The sequence below is a fragment of the Agromyces ramosus genome (genome assembly GCF_004216665.1).
Taxonomy (GTDB): domain Bacteria; phylum Actinomycetota; class Actinomycetes; order Actinomycetales; family Microbacteriaceae; genus Agromyces; species Agromyces ramosus.
Window position 1 is genome coordinate 1,174,168 of record NZ_SGWY01000001.1, and the last position, 15,992, is coordinate 1,190,159.

The 15,992-nt window shown below is 70.6% G+C and carries 16 protein-coding genes; 8 read left to right on the forward strand and 8 right to left on the reverse strand.

Annotated features, from left to right (window positions below; all coding sequences use genetic code 11):
* The first annotated feature begins 321 nt into the window (after nucleotides 1-321).
* The gene (locus EV187_RS05505; protein WP_130352267.1) at nucleotides 322-1,221 is read left to right on the forward strand and encodes a formylglycine-generating enzyme family protein; all 900 of its coding nucleotides are present in this window, start codon (nucleotides 322-324) and stop codon (nucleotides 1,219-1,221) included.
* 45 nt (nucleotides 1,222-1,266) lie between these two features.
* Here the strand turns inward: EV187_RS05505 and EV187_RS05510 are convergent, their stop codons facing one another.
* The 6 genes from EV187_RS05510 to EV187_RS05535 all read right to left on the reverse strand — a co-directional run bounded on the left by EV187_RS05510 (nucleotide 1,267) and on the right by EV187_RS05535 (nucleotide 8,301).
* Nucleotides 1,267-2,889 (reverse strand): SulP family inorganic anion transporter, encoded by a 1,623-nt coding sequence (locus EV187_RS05510; protein ID WP_130351952.1) that lies wholly within the window; start codon nucleotides 2,887-2,889, stop codon nucleotides 1,267-1,269.
* Nucleotides 2,889-3,818 (reverse strand): HAD family hydrolase, encoded by a 930-nt coding sequence (locus tag EV187_RS05515; protein ID WP_130351953.1) that lies wholly within the window; start codon nucleotides 3,816-3,818, stop codon nucleotides 2,889-2,891. Before EV187_RS05515 ends, EV187_RS05510 begins: the two co-directional genes overlap by 1 nt.
* On the reverse strand, nucleotides 3,811-6,147 hold the full coding sequence (locus tag EV187_RS05520; RefSeq protein WP_130351954.1) for an arylsulfatase: 2,337 nt from the start codon (nucleotides 6,145-6,147) through the stop codon (nucleotides 3,811-3,813). Before EV187_RS05520 ends, EV187_RS05515 begins: the two co-directional genes overlap by 8 nt.
* Before the next feature lie 100 nt (nucleotides 6,148-6,247).
* The gene (locus tag EV187_RS05525; RefSeq protein WP_242609445.1) at nucleotides 6,248-7,795 is read right to left on the reverse strand and encodes an FAD-dependent oxidoreductase; all 1,548 of its coding nucleotides are present in this window, start codon (nucleotides 7,793-7,795) and stop codon (nucleotides 6,248-6,250) included.
* A 55-nt stretch (nucleotides 7,796-7,850) separates the two neighbouring features.
* Nucleotides 7,851-8,120: a glutaredoxin family protein gene (locus EV187_RS05530; RefSeq protein ID WP_207221741.1), complete on the reverse strand. Its 270-nt coding sequence runs from the start codon at nucleotides 8,118-8,120 to the stop codon at nucleotides 7,851-7,853.
* 82 nt (nucleotides 8,121-8,202) lie between these two features.
* Nucleotides 8,203-8,301, reverse strand: coding sequence for a 30S ribosomal protein bS22 (locus tag EV187_RS05535; protein ID WP_003792170.1), 99 nt, complete (start codon nucleotides 8,299-8,301; stop codon nucleotides 8,203-8,205).
* A 118-nt stretch (nucleotides 8,302-8,419) separates the two neighbouring features.
* Between EV187_RS05535 and EV187_RS05540 the strand changes: the two genes are divergently transcribed.
* Together EV187_RS05540 and EV187_RS05545 are read left to right on the forward strand one after the other, a co-directional pair.
* Nucleotides 8,420-8,929 (forward strand): GNAT family N-acetyltransferase, encoded by a 510-nt coding sequence (locus EV187_RS05540; RefSeq protein ID WP_130351956.1) that lies wholly within the window; start codon nucleotides 8,420-8,422, stop codon nucleotides 8,927-8,929.
* Nucleotides 8,930-8,974: 45 nt separating this feature from the next.
* Nucleotides 8,975-9,463: an anthrone oxygenase family protein gene (locus EV187_RS05545; protein ID WP_130351957.1), complete on the forward strand. Its 489-nt coding sequence runs from the start codon at nucleotides 8,975-8,977 to the stop codon at nucleotides 9,461-9,463.
* 37 nt (nucleotides 9,464-9,500) lie between these two features.
* Here EV187_RS05545 and EV187_RS05550 read toward each other — a convergent pair whose 3' ends face one another.
* Nucleotides 9,501-9,941 carry an ArsR/SmtB family transcription factor gene (locus tag EV187_RS05550; RefSeq protein WP_130351958.1) on the reverse strand — a complete coding sequence of 147 codons (441 nt, stop codon included), beginning with the start codon at nucleotides 9,939-9,941 and terminating at the stop codon, nucleotides 9,501-9,503.
* 88 nt (nucleotides 9,942-10,029) lie between these two features.
* Between EV187_RS05550 and EV187_RS05555 the strand changes: the two genes are divergently transcribed.
* The 5 genes from EV187_RS05555 to EV187_RS05575 all read left to right on the forward strand — a co-directional run bounded on the left by EV187_RS05555 (nucleotide 10,030) and on the right by EV187_RS05575 (nucleotide 15,510).
* On the forward strand, nucleotides 10,030-11,460 hold the full coding sequence (locus EV187_RS05555; protein WP_130352269.1) for a TrkH family potassium uptake protein: 1,431 nt from the start codon (nucleotides 10,030-10,032) through the stop codon (nucleotides 11,458-11,460).
* Nucleotides 11,453-12,121, forward strand: a complete 669-nt coding sequence (locus tag EV187_RS05560; protein ID WP_130351959.1) for a potassium channel family protein — start codon at nucleotides 11,453-11,455, stop codon at nucleotides 12,119-12,121. Before EV187_RS05555 ends, EV187_RS05560 begins: the two co-directional genes overlap by 8 nt.
* Before the next feature lie 345 nt (nucleotides 12,122-12,466).
* A complete protein-coding gene (locus tag EV187_RS05565) occupies nucleotides 12,467-13,399 on the forward strand; it encodes an ABC transporter ATP-binding protein (RefSeq protein ID WP_207221742.1) in 933 nt (310 codons plus the stop codon).
* Nucleotides 13,396-15,018 (forward strand): ABC transporter permease, encoded by a 1,623-nt coding sequence (locus EV187_RS05570; protein WP_130351960.1) that lies wholly within the window; start codon nucleotides 13,396-13,398, stop codon nucleotides 15,016-15,018. Before EV187_RS05565 ends, EV187_RS05570 begins: the two co-directional genes overlap by 4 nt.
* 12 nt (nucleotides 15,019-15,030) lie before the next feature.
* A complete protein-coding gene (locus tag EV187_RS05575) occupies nucleotides 15,031-15,510 on the forward strand; it encodes a GbsR/MarR family transcriptional regulator (protein WP_130351961.1) in 480 nt (159 codons plus the stop codon).
* A 6-nt stretch (nucleotides 15,511-15,516) separates the two neighbouring features.
* Here EV187_RS05575 and EV187_RS05580 read toward each other — a convergent pair whose 3' ends face one another.
* A complete protein-coding gene (locus EV187_RS05580; RefSeq protein ID WP_130351962.1) occupies nucleotides 15,517-15,912 on the reverse strand; it encodes a hypothetical protein in 396 nt (131 codons plus the stop codon).
* Nucleotides 15,913-15,992 lie beyond the last annotated feature (80 nt).

A 15,992-nucleotide genomic window follows, 5' to 3' on the forward strand; every position in this document is an offset into this window, starting at 1 on the left:
GGCGTCATCTCTGCGGCCGGATAAGAGGGGAACGGGCGGTGAGGTGACCGGGCGGTGGCGGGCGGCGGGGCGAGGGCAGCGGGCGGGCCGGGGCGACGGCGGCGGGATGACGCAAACCGTCCTTCGGGAGAAGCCCACGGACGTTTGGCGTCATCTCGGCGGCCGGAGAAGGGCGGACGGGCGGCGAGGCGAGGGCAGCGAGGGCGCGGCGAGGTGGGGCGAGGGCAGCGGGCGGGCGGCGGGGCGCGGCGGGGCGCGGGGCGGGGCCTAGGGCCGCGCGCTGAGACGTAGGCTCGGAGGATGACGGTCGACGCGACGCGCATGGTGCGGATCGAGGGGGGCACCTTCCGCATGGGCTCGGCCGAGTTCTATCCCGACGAGACGCCGGTGCACGAGCGCGCGGTCGACGCGTTCGAGATCGACCTCCACCCCGTGACGAACGAGCAGTTCGCGGCGTTCGTCGCGGCTACGGGCTACGTCACGGTCGCCGAACGCCCGCTCGACCCGGCCGACTTCCCCGGCGTCGACCCCCGCGACCTCGTGCCGGGCGGTCTCGTGTTCACGCCGACCCCCGGCCCCGTCGACCTGCGCGACTGGCGGCAGTGGTGGCGGTGGGGCGAGGGCGCGAGCTGGCGGCATCCGCTCGGCCCCGAGTCATCCGTCGACGACAAGCCGACGCACCCGGTGGTGCAGGTGAGCCTCGAGGATGCCACGGCCTACGCCGGGTGGGCGGGCAGGCGGCTGCCCACCGAGGCCGAGTTCGAGTACGCGGCGCGTGGCGGCCTCGACGGCGCCCGCTTCGCCTGGGGCGACGAGGAGCGGCCCGACGGACGCCTCATGGTGAACCAGTGGCAGGGCCACTTCCCCTATGAGAACACCGGTGCCGCGGGCTGGGTCGGCACCTCGCCCGTCATGACCTTCCCGGCCAACGGCTACGGGCTCTTCGACGTCACCGGCAACGTGTGGGAGTGGACCACCGACTTCTACACGCCGCGACACGAGGTGCCCGGCGTCGCGCCGGTCGACGCGGCCGGCCGGGAGAACCTGCTCGCGGCGGCATCCGCCGAACCGGGCTCGCGCATCCCGCGCCGGGTGCTGAAGGGCGGCTCGCACCTCTGCTCACCCGAGTACTGCCTGCGCTACCGACCCGCTGCGCGCTCGCCCCAGGCCGACGACACGGCGACATCGCACATCGGGTTCCGCTGCGTGCGAGACGCCTGACCCGGACGACCTCCCGGTGAGGTGACGCAGCCGGCGCGAGGCGACTCAGCGCCCCGACACGGCCGCGTCGAGCGTGTCGAACCGGCGCCCGCCGGCCTCGAGCCCGCGGAACCAGCTCGTGCGACGCGCGACCTCGGTGCCGCCGCCGGCAGCGACCGCGAGGCGCAGTTCGATCCCCTGCCCGGCGAGCTCGCGATCGAGGTCGGCGAGGGTGTCGAGCACCGTGATGGACGTCGTCGAGAACCTCGTCAGTTCCACGGCGACGGCGCGGATCCCCGGGTGCGCCGCCGCCTGGTCGAGGATCGCGTTCTCGTTCGCGAGCACGTTGGCGGTATAGAGCGGTCCCTCGAGGCGGATCGGCAGCACCCCGTCGACCACGGCGCCAGGAACGACCCGCAACCGGTTCAGTTCGCGGAAGACCACGAAGAACGTGCCGACCACGCCCACCGCGACGGCGGGCAGCAGTCCGGCCGTGAGGCCGACGACGGCGGTGGTGGTCGCGATCCAGAAGTCGTCCCGGCTGATCCGTCGGAAGCGCACGAGCGCCCCGAGGTCGACGAGCCCGATCACCGCCACGAACACGAGCGACGCGAGCGTCGCCTGCGGCAGCAGGCTCAGCACCGGCGCGAGGAAGAGCGCGACGAGCAGCGCCAGCACCACGGTCACGATCGACGACAGCTGCGTGCGCGCGCCCGCGCCTTGGTTCACGGCGCTCTGCGAGAATCCGCCGGCGGACGGCAGGGTCTGGAAGAAGGCGCCGATCGTGTTCGCCGCGCCCGTGGCGAGCAGCTCCTGGTTGCTGTCGATCTGCGTTTCGCCGGGCTTGCGGATGCCGCGGGCCACCGCGGCCGACTCGAGCAGCGCCATCACCGCGATCGCGAGCGCGCCGGGCACGAGGGCGCCCACGTGGGCGAAGGACGGCAGCTCGGGCGGCGGGAAGCCCTGCGGCACGGGTGCGATGAGCTCGACACCCGCGTCGTCGAGGCCGGCGAACGCCACGAGGAGGATCCCCGCGACGACCACGATGAGCGGGCCGGGCACCCGTGGCAGCCAGCGCTTCAGCACGAGCACCACGGCGATCGATCCGGCGGAGAGGAGGATCGTCGCGAGGTTCGCCCCGGGCAGCGCCTCGACGACGGCGACGATCGAGCGGATGAACCCGTGCCCGGAGAAGTTCTCGGTCTCCCCGAGCAGCTTGGGCAGCTGGCCCACCGCAACGGTGGCTCCGACGCCGATCTGCACGCCCGTGATGGTGGCCTTCGAGATGTTCTCGACGAGCGACCCGAGCTTGAACAGGCGTGCGACGAGCAGGATGACCCCCACGAGCAGGGTGAGGGCCATGAGGTCGGGGATCGGGTCGTCGGAGTCCGCCGCGACCCCCGCGGCGACCAGGGTCGTGGCGGTGAGCGTCGCGATCGTCGACGTCGTCGACACGCTCATCGCACGCGAGCCGCCGAGCGCGGCGTACACGAGCATCGGCACCATGCACGTGTAGATGCCCACCTGCACGGGCAGGTTCGCGATGGTGGCGTACGCCATCGCCTGCGGGATCACGACCGCGCCGGCGGAGAGCCCGGCGAGCAGGTCGCGCCCGAGCCACGCGCGTCGGTACCCCGCGAGCGTCGGGAACAGCCGCGGTCGTCGGCTCGGGGCATCCGCCGCCGGCATCAGGCCTCGACGAAGACGGTCGACCAGTCCCGCTTGACGCTCACCACGGTGAAGCCCCGATCGGATGCCGCGGCGAGCGCCTTCTGGGCACCCTGGTCGTAGGGCGCATCGCCGCGACCCGTGTCGTCGTCGTGGTGCACGAGCAGCGCGAGTCCCACCGCACCCCGCCGGATGAAGTCGAGCATCGGCACGTCGCCGTTCGAGTTACCCGCGGCGAGCAGCGGGCGTCGTCCGATGCGGCTCCAGATGCGGATGGGCTTCTCGTCGCCGTCGTCGAGGAAGTCGAACTCCGCCGTGTAGCGCACCTGCGCGCCGTCCTCGTCGTACCGCAGGCCGAGTGCCGAGCCGATCACGCGCTCTGGCGGGATGCCGTAGTAGTCCTCGGTCATCGGCCGCATGAAGTCCCGGTCGCCGCCCGAGACGATGTAGCACGTGAATCCGTGCTCCTCGAGAAAGCGCATGAGCTCCACCATCGGCACGTAGATCGCGCTGCGGTACGCGCGCTGCAGCGTGAGGTGCTTGGCCGTGCGGTAGAACTCGGCCACCGAGCTCGCGTACTGCTCGACGCTCATGCCGTCGGTGAGTCGGGCGATCGCGTCGATCACCGTGGAGACGTCGGACTCGTCGCCGTCGTAGTGCTTGTCGATCGCCGCGCCGAGCCAGCCGAGGTCCCCGCTCACGGCGGCGCGGTACGGCTGGTGCTCGGCGAGCGACGGATCGGCCTCGGCCGCGGCGCGCCACTGCTGCACGATGTAGTGCAGCTGCGTCGGCATCGGCTTCTCGGTCCAGAGCGTGCCGTCGTTGTCGAACACGGCGACGCGCTGCTCGACGGGCACGGCGTCGGGGCCCTCGGTGACGGATGCCACGAACTCGAGGATCGCGTCCCGGGCGGCGCCGTCCGTCCACGACGGCAAGGGCTCGTCAGTCACGGGCGAACGCCGCCGCGAGGTGCTGCTCGAGGTCGATGTACGCGTCGTCGGCCACGTCGAAGACCACCTTCTTGATCTCGCCGCCGGCGTAGTCGAACCGTCCGGAGTAGTCCGCGGCCGACACGCTGTCACCCGAGTCGTAGCCGATGCACAGCCCCTCGCCGCACAGCGCGTAGTGACCGGTCATCGTGCGGATCTCCTCGGATGCGACCGCCCGGTCGTCGATGTAGAGCGTCGCGGTGCCGTATGACTCGCGGTGCTCGCCGGTGCGTTCCTTCCTGAAGTCGATGCCCAGCACGTGCTCGCCCGCCGGCGGCATCGTCGCCGACAGCAACTGTGGCTCGCCGATCCCGAGGAAGTTGTGCACGTAGTGCAGCCGGCCGCCCTTCACGAACAGCGCGTGCCCACCGAACCGAGAGCCTTGCGCGAAGATGACCCCCTGCGTCTGGTCGGTCGTGACCACGTGCCCGAGCACCCGGAACGACACCGCGTGGGTGTTCGCCGCGCTGCGCTCGGGGATCTCGCTGGTTCCCGGGTAGTAGACGTACTGTCCACTCGGGGGCACCGGGATCGAGAACTCCATGGTGAGGAAGGTCTCGAGGTCCTTGCCGACGACGTTCAGGTCGTTGAGCGGCAGCACGTTGTTCGCCTGCGCCTCCCTGAGCCACAGCGCCTTCAGCTCCTCGACCTTCTCGGGGTGCTGTTCGGCGAGGTCGACGGCCTCGGCGCGATCCTCCTCGGTGTGGAAGAGCTGCCAGCGGTCATTGTCGTAGTCGCCGAGCCCCGAGATCGGTCCGTGCTCGGTGACCGCCTTCCATCCCCGATGCCAGATGCCGCGATTGCCGAACATCTCGTAGTACTGGGTCTCCTTCGCGGTCGGCGCGTCCGCCGAGCCGAAGCTGTACCCCATCGAGACGCCCGAGAGCGGCGCCTGCTGCACGCCGTCGACATGATCGGGGAACTCGACGCCGCATGCCTCGAGGATCGTGGGCACGATGTCGGTCGAGTGGTGGTACTGGCTGCGAATCTCGCCGCGCGCGGCGATGCCCTTGGGCCAGGAGATCACCAGCGGGTCCGCGATGCCGCCCTGGTACACGTACCGCTTGAACATGCGATACGGCGTCGAGAACGCCGCTGCCCATCCCGTGGGGTAGTGATTGTAGGTGTCGGGCGATCCGAGCCGGTCGAGGTACTTGAGGTTCTCCTCCATGGTGTCGGGGAACCCGTTGAAGAACTTCCCCTCGTTGACCGAGCCGTTGGGGCTCCCCTCCCCGGAGGCGCCGTTGTCGGCCGCGTAGATGACGAGGGTGTCGTCCAACTGGCCGGACTCCTCGAGGTAGTCGATGATGCGCCCCACCTGCGCGTCGGTGTACTCCGAGAACCCGGCGTACACCTCCGCCATGCGGCTGAAGAGCCGCTTCTCCTCATCGGAGAGGGAGTCCCACGGTCGCACGCGGTCCGCCTCGGAGAACGTGCCGTCGGCCATGGGGTTCAACGGCGTCAGTTCGGTCCCCTCCGGCAGGATGCCCCGTTCGATCATGCGCGGCAGCACCCACTCGCGGTAGGCCTCGTACCCGTCGTCGAACCGGCCCGCGTACTTGTCGATGTACTCCTGGGGGGCGTGGTGCGGCGCGTGGTTGGCGCCGGGGCAGAACCAGAGGTACCAGGGCTTGTCGGGGTCGGTCTGCTTCGAGTCCCGAATGAACGCCATCGCCTTGTCGGCGAGGTCCTTCGAGAGGTGGTACCCCTCCTCGGGCATGTAGGGCTGGTCGATGTAGTGGTTGTCCTCGGCGAGCGACGGATACCACTGGTTCGTCTCGCCGCCGATGAACCCGTAGAACCGGTCGTAGCCCTGCGCGAGCGGCCAGTCCTTCTTCGAGCCGCCGGCCGTCCAGGCGTCGATCGGCACGTTGTGGTTCTTGCCCACCCAGTACGTGCTCCACCCGGCATCGCGGAGCACTGCGGCCATGGTGGCGTTCGACTTCGGGATGTGCGAACTGTAGCCGGGGAATCCCGTCGACGATTCCGAGATCGACGCGAAGCCGTTCAAGTGGTGGTTGCGGCCGGTCAGGAACGTCGACCGCGTGGGCGAGCACAGGGCGGTGGTGTGCCACTGCGAGTAGGTGAGCCCGTTCGCCGCGAGCCGGTCGAGGGTGGGCATGTCGATGCGCCCGCCATACGGCGACCAGGCCGCCTGTCCGGTGTCGTCGAAGAGCACCACCAGGACGTTCGGCGCGCCGTCGGGCGCCTTGGCCGGGAGGAAGGCGTCCCAATCCCCGACCGAGTCCCGCACGTCGAACTCGATCTTCCCCCTGAATGCACGTGCCACGTGTCGCACCTTCCCCCGAAGCGCCGTCGACCTCCGACGGTCCCTGCTCCACGCTGCCACGCGCTCATCGGCCTGACAAGGATCGCTTCGCGAGGAGGCCTCAGTTCGTCTCGCGGATGCGGGGCTCCTGCGGCAGGTCGTGCACGGCGGGTCCCTCGATGCGGATGCCGGATGCATCGAAGCGCGATCCGTGCAGCGGGCAGTCCCATGTCGTCTCGGCGTCGTTCCACCGCAGCACGCCGCCGAGGTGGGTGCACACGGCGCGCACGGCGCACGTGCGCCCGTCGACCGTGGAGATCCCGTACGGCACGCCCCTGCGGGAGACCACCACGCCCTCGCCCTCGCTCGGCGCATGCGCCGGGGCGGGGTGCGCCTCCGCGCCACCCCAGCCGACGGCGATCGCCCGCGCCACCCGGGCCCCCTCCGCCGCCCCGCGCCCGACGTCGGCGGGCGCCGTCGACCGGGTGCCGAGCACGCGGATCCAATCGCGACGATCGCGCCACGGCACGCCGAGGAGCTCCTCGGAGATGCGGATGGCCGCGGCGGCGCCGTTCGTGAGCCCCCACTTGGCGAACCCGGTCGCCACCCAGATCCGTCCGAGGCCCCGTGGCATCCGGCCGACGAACGGCACGAGGTTCGCCGATTCGTAATCCTGCGCGGCCCAGCGATGCGTCAGGTCGGCCGCTGGGAAGTACCGCTTCGTCCACGCCACGAGGTCGCGCACCCGGGCCTCGGTCGACGGGACCCGGCCGACCGGATGCCCGTTGCCGCCCACGATCAGCAGCGGCGGCGCGTCGGGGTCGCGGTCGGGGGTCGTGCGCACCGATCGCGTCGGGGCGTCGACGGTGATGAAGAGGCCGGGCGGCGGCGGCGCCTCGACCCGGTACGACGTGAGATGCGAACGGAGCGGGCGGGTCTTCGCGAAGTACAGTCCGCGCAGCAGCGTCGGCGCGGCCGTCGCGATGACGGCGGCATCCGCCCGGATGGTGCCGTGCGGAGTGCGGAGCTCGACCGGCCGGCCGGCGTGCACCGCCTCGACGCGCATGCCCTCCAGGAGCACGCCGCCCTCGGCGACGAACGCGCGAGCCATCGCCACCGCGAGCCGGTAGGGGTCGAGCCCCAGCTGACCGGGCAGCGCGACCGCTCCCACGAACGGGAACGACACGGGCATCCGCTCGACGCGCTCGACAGGGAGGCCGGCCTCGAAGGCCGCGTCGAGCTCCCGGTCGACGAGGTCGAGCCCGCCGTCGGTCGCGGCGTAGCTGTAGGCGGTCTCCTCGGAGGTGGGCACGCCGTGGTGCTCGGCGAACTCCGCGATCCAGCGAAGCCCGTCGAGGTTCGCGTCGGCGTAGGCGCGCACCACGCGCGCCGAATGCGATCGACGGATGCGCTGCAGCATCGCGCCCTGGAGGACGCTCGCCTTGCCGGTGTTCGCGCCCGTCGCGAGCGCCGCGACCCGCTGGGCCTCGAGCACCACGACGCGGGACCCGCCGCGCTGGAGCATGATGGCCGTCGCGAGTCCGGTGATCCCGGCGCCCACCACCGCCACGTCGAAGCGATCGCCCGGCATGACGGCGCCCTCGTAACGCGCCGTCGGGGCGGGCTCGGTCTCGTCGGCGGTGGCGAGGTCGGTCCAGAGGGACGTCATGCGCACAGTCAACGCCCGAATGGGCGTGCACGGCAATGGGTTGACGCCGGCGCCCTCAGCCTGCGAGCAGCGCCGTCTTCAGGCGCACGGGGTCGACGCGCCAGAAGTCGTGCACCTCGCCGTCGACGAGCAGCACCGGGATCTCCTCGGCGTAGCGCTCGGCGAGGGCCGCGTCGTCGAGGATCGAGCGCTCGTCGAACGCGATGCGCGTCGCGGCATCCGCGGCCCCGACCTCGGCGATCACGGCCTGCACGACCTCGCGTGCGTCGTCGCAGAGGTGGCAGCCGGGCTTGCCGATGAGGGTCAGGCGGATGTCGCGGGTCACGCGATCCACCCTACGCGGCGGGAGCACAGCGAAAAGCGCCAGGCCGTCGGGCCTGACGCTCTGCCGGTCGTGCGAAGGACGACTACTTCTTGTTGCGACGCTGGTGACGCGTCTTGCGAAGCAGCTTGCGGTGCTTCTTCTTCGCCATGCGCTTGCGGCGCTTCTTGATGACGGAACCCATCGAAACCTCACAGAAAAGATCGAGTCGGCCACGCGTGCCGCAGCCAGAGGCGGGAAAGCCTCGGGATAGTCTACCGGATTCGGCGGGCACGCCCATCACGATGCGTTACCGTCGAGGAATGCGCTCGCACCACCTCGTCATCCGCACCACGACGGAGGACGACTGGGAGGCCGTGCGCACCCTTCGGCTCGAGATGCTGCGCGACACTCCGCTCGCCTACGGCGAGACCCTCGAGCACGCGCTGCGGGTCGACGAAGCAGCGTGGCGGCTGCGCGGCGCTCGGGGCACGACGCCCGGTCAGACCTCGATCGTGGCGATCGACGGCGACCGCTGGGTGGGCCACATGGGCGGGTACATCCCGGATGCCGCGACCGGCCCGCTCCTCGTGGGCGTGTACGTGGCTCCCGAGTACCGCGGCGACGCGGCCGGTGTCTCGCGCCTGCTGCTCGACGCCGTGGAGCGCTGGGCGATGGACTACGCCGACACCCTTCGCCTCGAGGTGCACGAGGACAACCCCCGCGCCCGGCGCTTCTACGAGAAGCTCGGCTTCACGCTCACCGGGCGGAGCCGCGAGTACGAGCTCGAACCCGGCGGCCTCGAGCTGGAGATGATCAAGCCGCTGCGCTGACGCCGGGCACGACAGGATGACCCCGGTGCACGGCAGACTGTGCGCATGACCGTGTTCATCGACGTGCTGCTCATCGTGGCGATCCTCGGCACCGGCATCGTCGCCGGGGTCTTCTCCGCGTTCTCGGGGTTCGTGACGCAGGGCCTCGACCGGCTGCCGCCTGCGGATGCCGCGCGGGCCATGCGCGAGCTCAACGTCACGGCGGTGCGCCCCCCGCTGATGCTCGCCCTGTTCGGCACGGGCCTGCTCGCGGTGGCGCTCATCGTGTTCGCGCTCGTCGGTGCGCTCGGCGGCGGCACCTGGTGGGCGGTCGCGGCATCCGTCCTCTACCTCGTCGGCGCGATCGGCGTGACCGGTGGCGCCAACGTCCCCCGCAACAACCGACTCGCGGCGGCGCCGGCAGCGGATGCCTCGGCGCTCGCGTCGGCATGGACCGAGTTCCGCCCCGGGTGGCAGGCGTGGAATCACGTGCGCACGTTCACGTCCGCGGCGGCATGCGTCGGGTTCGTGCTCGCGCTGCTCGCAGCCCACTGACCGTGCTGGCTCGGCCGGCCGGGGCGGACGTCGGCGGCTAGCGGCGCTTCTTCTGCCCGACGACCGCCGTGACCTGGTGTGCCGTCTCAGCGAACGCCTTGCCGATGGCGGAGGCGAACGCCAGCTGGTCCTGGTTGAGCGTGAGGTCGTCGGCGGGCGCCGCGCCGGCGAGCGTCGCAGCATCCGCGGCGGCATCCGATGACACGAACGGAATGAGCCAGTCCTCCAGCACCTCGAGCGGACCGCGGTCGAGGTGGTAGTAGCGGTGCTGGCCCTCCTCGCGAACGCCGACGAGGCCCGCCTCGCGCAGGACCTTGAGGTGCTTCGAGACGGTCGGCTGGCTGAGGCCGAGGGTCGAGACGATCTCGGACACGCTGATCTCGCCGCCGGAACCGGGGGCGGAGGTCTCGCGATCCAGGAGCACGGCGAGGATGTCGCGCCGCGTCGTATCCGCCACCACGTCGAAGATGTCCGCCATGCGTCAAGGGTAGTCACTCCCGGCGAGGAGTACCATGACTCACGCATTCGGTGACGGCGGTTGAGGGGGCTCGATGCACTCGAGGGCGATGGGCCGCCTCGGTCGATCCGATCGGCGGTCATGGCTCGGTCGAGTGCGCGATGCCGTCGACTCGCTGGTCAGGAAGTCGCCGTCCCGCTTCGCGATCCTCATCTTCGCGGGCCTGATCCTGATCTTCACCCTGCTCTTCTCGCTGCCGATCGCGCGAGCCGGCGAGGGTTCGGGCGCGCCACTGCACGATGCGCTGTTCACCGCGGTGTCGGTGATCTGCGTGACGGGCCTCGCCACCGTCGACATGGCCACCTACTGGACGCCGTTCGGGAATGCCCTCGTGTTCATCGGCGTCAACATCGGCGGCGTGGGCGTGCTCACGCTGGCATCCATCCTCGGCCTCGTCATCTCGCGCCGGCTCGGACTGCGCGCCAAGCTGCTCGCGGCGAGCGACACCAACCCGTCGCGCATCCACGTCGGCCCGGTGGCCGAGCGCCAGGCGGTGCGACTCGGCGAGGTCGGCGGGCTGCTCGCCACCGTCGCGATCAGCGCGCTGGTCATCGAGGTGTCGATCGCGATCGCGATGCTGCCCAGCATGCTCGGCAAGGGATACGACCTGTTCCACTCGGTCTGGTACAGCTTCTACTACTCGGCGATGGCCTTCACGAACACCGGATTCAGCCCGAACCCCGGCGGCATGGAACCCTTCATCGACGACTACTGGTTCCAGACCATGCTGATGATCGGCGTCTTCCTCGGCAGCCTCGGCTTCCCCGTGATCTTCGCGCTCGCACGATCCTGGCGCACCCCGCGCCGCTGGAGCGTGCACGTGAAGCTCACGATCACCACCACGGTGATCCTCTTCGTGCTCGGCGCCGGCGCGTTCCTGCTGCTCGAGTACAACAACCCGCGGACCTATGGGCAGATCGACGCCGGGCCGACGATCTTCCAGTCGCTCTTCATGTCGGCCATGACGAGGTCGGGCGGCTTCGCGACGATCAACATGCACGACCTCAACGGCTCGAGCATGCTCGTCTCCGACATGCTCATGTTCATCGGCGGCGGCTCCGCCTCCACCGCGGGCGGCATCAAGGTGACGACGCTGGCCGTGCTGTTCCTCGCCGCGTTCGCCGAGGCGCGAGGGGCGCCCGCGATGGAGGCGTTCGGCCGACGCATCCCGCGCGACATGCTCCGCCTCTCGGTGAGCGTCGTGCTCTGGGGAGCGACCATCGTCGCCGTGTCGTCCATCGCGATCCTCCAGATCACGAAGGAACCGTTCGACTACGTGCTGTTCGACGTCATCTCCGCGTTCGCCACGTGCGGCCTCTCCACGGGGCTCACCGCGGACCTGCCACCGAGCGGGGTGTACGTCATGGCCGCCACCATGTTCATGGGGCGGGTTGGTACAGTGACACTCGCTGCGGCACTGGCGGCCAGCCAGCGTCGGCAGTTGTACCGACGTCCGGAAGAGAGGCCCATCGTTGGTTGATCGGATCAAACACGACGCGCCGGTGCTCGTGATCGGCCTCGGCCGCTTCGGCGCCGCCACCGCCGGACAGCTCGACCGGCTCGGGCGCGAGGTGCTCGCCGTCGACGACGACGAGACGCTCGTGCAGAAGTGGGCCGAGCGCGTGACGCACGCGGTGGTGGCCGATGCCCGCAACATCGACGCACTGCGCCAGATCGGCGCCCAGGACTTCTCGATCGCCGTGTGCGCCGTGGGCTCCTCCATCGAGGCATCCGTGCTCATCACCGCCAACCTCGTCGACCTCAGGATCCCGCAGATCTGGTCGAAGGCGATCTCCGCCTCGCACGGCAAGATCCTCCAGCGCATCGGGGCGAACCACGTCATCTATCCCGAACGCGAGGCCGGCGAGCGCACCGCGCACCTCGTCAGCGGTCGGATGCTCGACTTCATCGAGTTCGACGACGACTTCGCGCTCGTGAAGATGTACCCGCCGAAGCCGATCCGCGGCAAGAACCTCACGGAGTCGGGCGTGCGCTCACGGCACAACGTGACGGTGGTCGGCGTGAAGAGCCCGGGCAAGCCGTTCACGTACGCGACGGAGAAGACCGTGGTGTCGAACCACGACCTCATCATCGTGTCGGGCACCGAGGGCGACATCGAGAAGTTCGCGGCGCTCGAGTAGCGGGCGGATGCCGCGCGGCCGTCGGTCCTCGTCGGTGGCCGAGCACGGTGGCCTCCGCCAACCCGTCGACCCCGGTCGCCGCGATCAGGATCGCCGTCGCCACGCTCACGAGGGCGCTGCTCACGAACGGCATGACGTAGTGGATGGGCGGATAACGGGTGCCGCGCTCGCGGCGGACCCCGAGCCAGGCGCACCTCGAGCACGACTTCCGCGATGCGACGGGTCTCTCTCCCGGCGCCTATGCCCGATCGCTCCGCGAACTCGCAGGGTGACGTCGCGCCGATCACGGTGAAGCTCGCATTCGGAATCTTCACAAAGTTGTGAATCCGGCGTAACATCGCGCGCATGACCACCGTGATCAGCACCCGAGGGCTCCAGAAGCACTTCGGGCGCACCATCGCCCTCGACGGCCTCGACTTCTCGGTCGAAGCCGGAGAGATCCACGGCTTCCTGGGTCCGAACGGCGCCGGGAAGTCCACCACCATCCGCATCCTGCTCGGACTCGCGCGCGCGACCGGGGGTGAGGCGACGCTGTTCGGGCGCGACCCGTGGACCGACGCCGCCGACCTGCACCGGCGCGTCGCCTACGTCCCGGGCGACGTCGCCCTCTGGCCGAACTTCAGCGGAGGTGAGGCGATCGATCTCCTCACGCGGTTGCGCGGCGGGATGACCGACAAGACGGCGTATCGCGAACGCAAGGAGCGGCTCCTCGAGGTGTTCCAGCTCGACCCGAAGAAGAAGGGGCGCGCGTATTCGAAGGGCAACCGACAGAAGGTCGCCCTCGTGGCCGCCTTCGCGACCCCGGCGGAACTGTACGTGCTCGACGAGCCGACGAGCGGGCTCGACCCGCTCATGGAGCAGGTCTTCAACCGCGAGATCGACCGGGTCGCGCGCGACGGCGCGACCGTGCTGCTGTCGAGCCACATCCTCTCCGAGGTCGAGGAGCTCTGCGAGAGGGTGACCATCATCCGCGCGGGCGAGGTCGTCGAGAGCGGCACGCTCGCCGAGCTCCGCCACCTCACCCGAACCGAGATCGCGTTCGTCCACGACCCGGCCAAGGAGGCCGCCGTCGCTGCCCTCCCCGGCACGCACGACCTCGTCATCGACGAAGGGCGGGTGCGCTTCACCGTCGACAGCGACCGGGTCGCCGACTTCCTGCCCGACCTGGGCCGACTGGGCGTGCAGGGTCTCACCGTCGCGCCGCCATCGCTCGAGGACCTCTTCCTGCGCCACTACGGCGACGAGCTCGCCCCGGTCGAGGAGGAGGCACGGGCATGACCCGCCTCCTCGTGCTGCTCCGGCAGCGCATCCGTCGCGACCGCCTGCAGCTCGCGCTGTGGATCCTCGGCACCGCGCTGCTCGCGTACGCGTCCATCAGCGCCGTGTTCTCCACCTACGGCGAGGAGCAGGACCGGCGCGAGATCCTCGGCGTCGCGATCGCGACCCGGACCATCCTCGTGTTCCGCGGCACCCCGAACGGCATCGACGACGGCGCGTTCGCGTTCTTCCTGCTGTTCGCGTGGCTCGCCCTCATGGGCGGCCTGATGAGCACCTTCCTCGCGGTTCGCCACACCCGCAAGGAAGAGGAGGAGGGCCGCGCCGAGGCCATCGCCGCGACCCCGGCCGGCCGCATCCTCCCGACCACCGCGACGGTGATCCACGGCGTGCTCGCCAACGTCGCGCTCGGGCTGTTCATCGCGCTCGCGCTCATCGCCAACGGCCTCGACGCGACCGGTTCGATGGTCTGGGGCGCCGCGATCACGGTCTCCGGCATCGCGTTCGTCGCCTTCGGCCTGTTCACGGCGCAACTGTTCCGCACGTCGCGTGGGGCGAACAGCCTGTCCGTCACCTTCGTGCTCGCGGCGTACCTGCTGCGCGGCATCGGCGACGCCGCCGGAACGCCCTCGGACGACCTGCTGCACGTCACACCGGCATGGCCGAGTTGGCTCTCGCCGATCGGCTACGGGCAGTTCACCGGCGCCTACGTCCAGAACGACCTCACGCCGCTGCTCATCCCGCTCGCGTTCGCGGCCGCGCTCATCGGGCTCGTCTTCGCGCTGCAGGCGGTCCGCGACCAGGGCGCGAGCCTGCTCGCCGGTCGGGCCGGCCGAGCGACGGCCGGGCCCGTGCTGTCGAGCTCATTCGGCCTGGCCTGGCGATTGAACACGCCGATCCTGCTGTCCTGGACGGCGGGCGGCATCGCCACCGGCCTGCTCGCGACCTCCCTCTCGTCGGTGGTCGACCAGGCCGCGACCGACGCCCCGCAGATCCTCGATACGCTGCGCCGCGCGATCGGCAGCGAGGCATCCATCGAGGAGGCGTTCGTGGCCGTCTTCTACTCCATCGTCGGGATCCTCGCGGCGTGCTGCGCCGTCCAGGTGGGCATCCGCGCGCGTCAGGAGGAAGCGCACGGCACCGCCGAGCTCGTGCTCGGCACGCGCGTACCGCGGCTGCGCTGGCTGCTCGAGTACTGGATCGTCGGCGTGATCGTCATCGTCATCGTGCTCGCGGCCTCGGCACTCGCGGGCATCGCGGGCGCGGGCACCGCAGCCGATCCGGAGTCGCTCATCCCGAACGTGCTCGAGGCTGCGGCCGCCCAGCTGCCGGCATGCCTCGTGTTCCTCGGGCTCACGCTGCTGGTGTTCGCGTTCGTGCCGCGCGCGACCATCGCCGTCGGCTGGACGGTCGTCGGCGTGGCCGCCATCCTCGGCGTCTGGGGTCCGATCCTCCAGGCCCCCGAATGGCTCGTCGACCTGAGTCCGTTCGCCCACTCACCGGTGCCGGCCGGTGGGGAGACGGATTGGACCGGCGGGTTCTGGATGCTCGCCATCGGCCTCGCCGCGGGTGCCGTCGCGGTCTGGTCCATGCGCCGCCGAGAGCTCGCGAGCGGCGGATGAGAGACTGACCGGATGCCACGCGACGAGCAGGGCCTGAAGGCGGCGGTCGACCAGTCGGCCGCGGTCCTCACCGCGGCCGGCTTCCCTCGGATGCCGGCCCGTGTGCTCATGGCCCTGCTCGTCGCCGAGCGGGGCGGCCTCACGGCGAGCGAGCTCGGCGACCAGCTCGGCGTGAGCGCCGCGGCGATCTCGGGTGCCGTGCGCTACCTCGAGCAGATCGGCATCCTCCACCGCGTGCCGCAGCCGGGGAGTCGACGGGACCGGTGGGAGTTCCTCGACGACGCCTGGTACACGGCGCTCATGGCGAAGAGCCCCGTCTACGGCGTGATCGCCGACCTCGGCGACCGGGCCGCCGACGCGATCGGCGACGAGCACTCGGCGGGCTCGCTGCGCGCCCGGGAGATGGCGCGGTTCTACCGCTTCATCAATGCCAGGATGCCCGGCCTCATGCGGGAGTGGGAGGAGCTGCGGATGCAGCAGGAGACCGGTTGAGGCCGGTCAGGCGACGAGCATCAGCACGAGGTTCACGATCCCGGCGATCGCCGCGATCACGAGCAGCACGATCCCGAGCCACCGGATGATGCGGCGGCCCGCCGGCGGCTCGTGCAGCTGCAGCCGATCGGGCTCGCGCTTCCGGTAGTACGCGGGCTCCTCCTCGGGATTCTCGACGTGCGCGCGCTCCTCCTCGCTGAGTCGGCGCTGGTGGAACGCGCCCTCGGCGAACCAGCGAACGGTCGAGCCGTGCTCCTGGTCGAGCACGACCGCCTCCGTGCGGAGCCACCGTCCGTCGGCGAGCCGGATCAGCAGGGCGAGGAGGAGGCATCCGAGACCGATGCCGAGGGCGATCCAGCCGATCACCTCGGTGACGACCGAGACGACCTCCGACGCTTCCATGTGCACACGGTAGCGGACGCGCGGGCCGCATGTTCACGCGACTCCCGGCCGGTGCCCGACGCGCTTGATGTCCGCAGCAG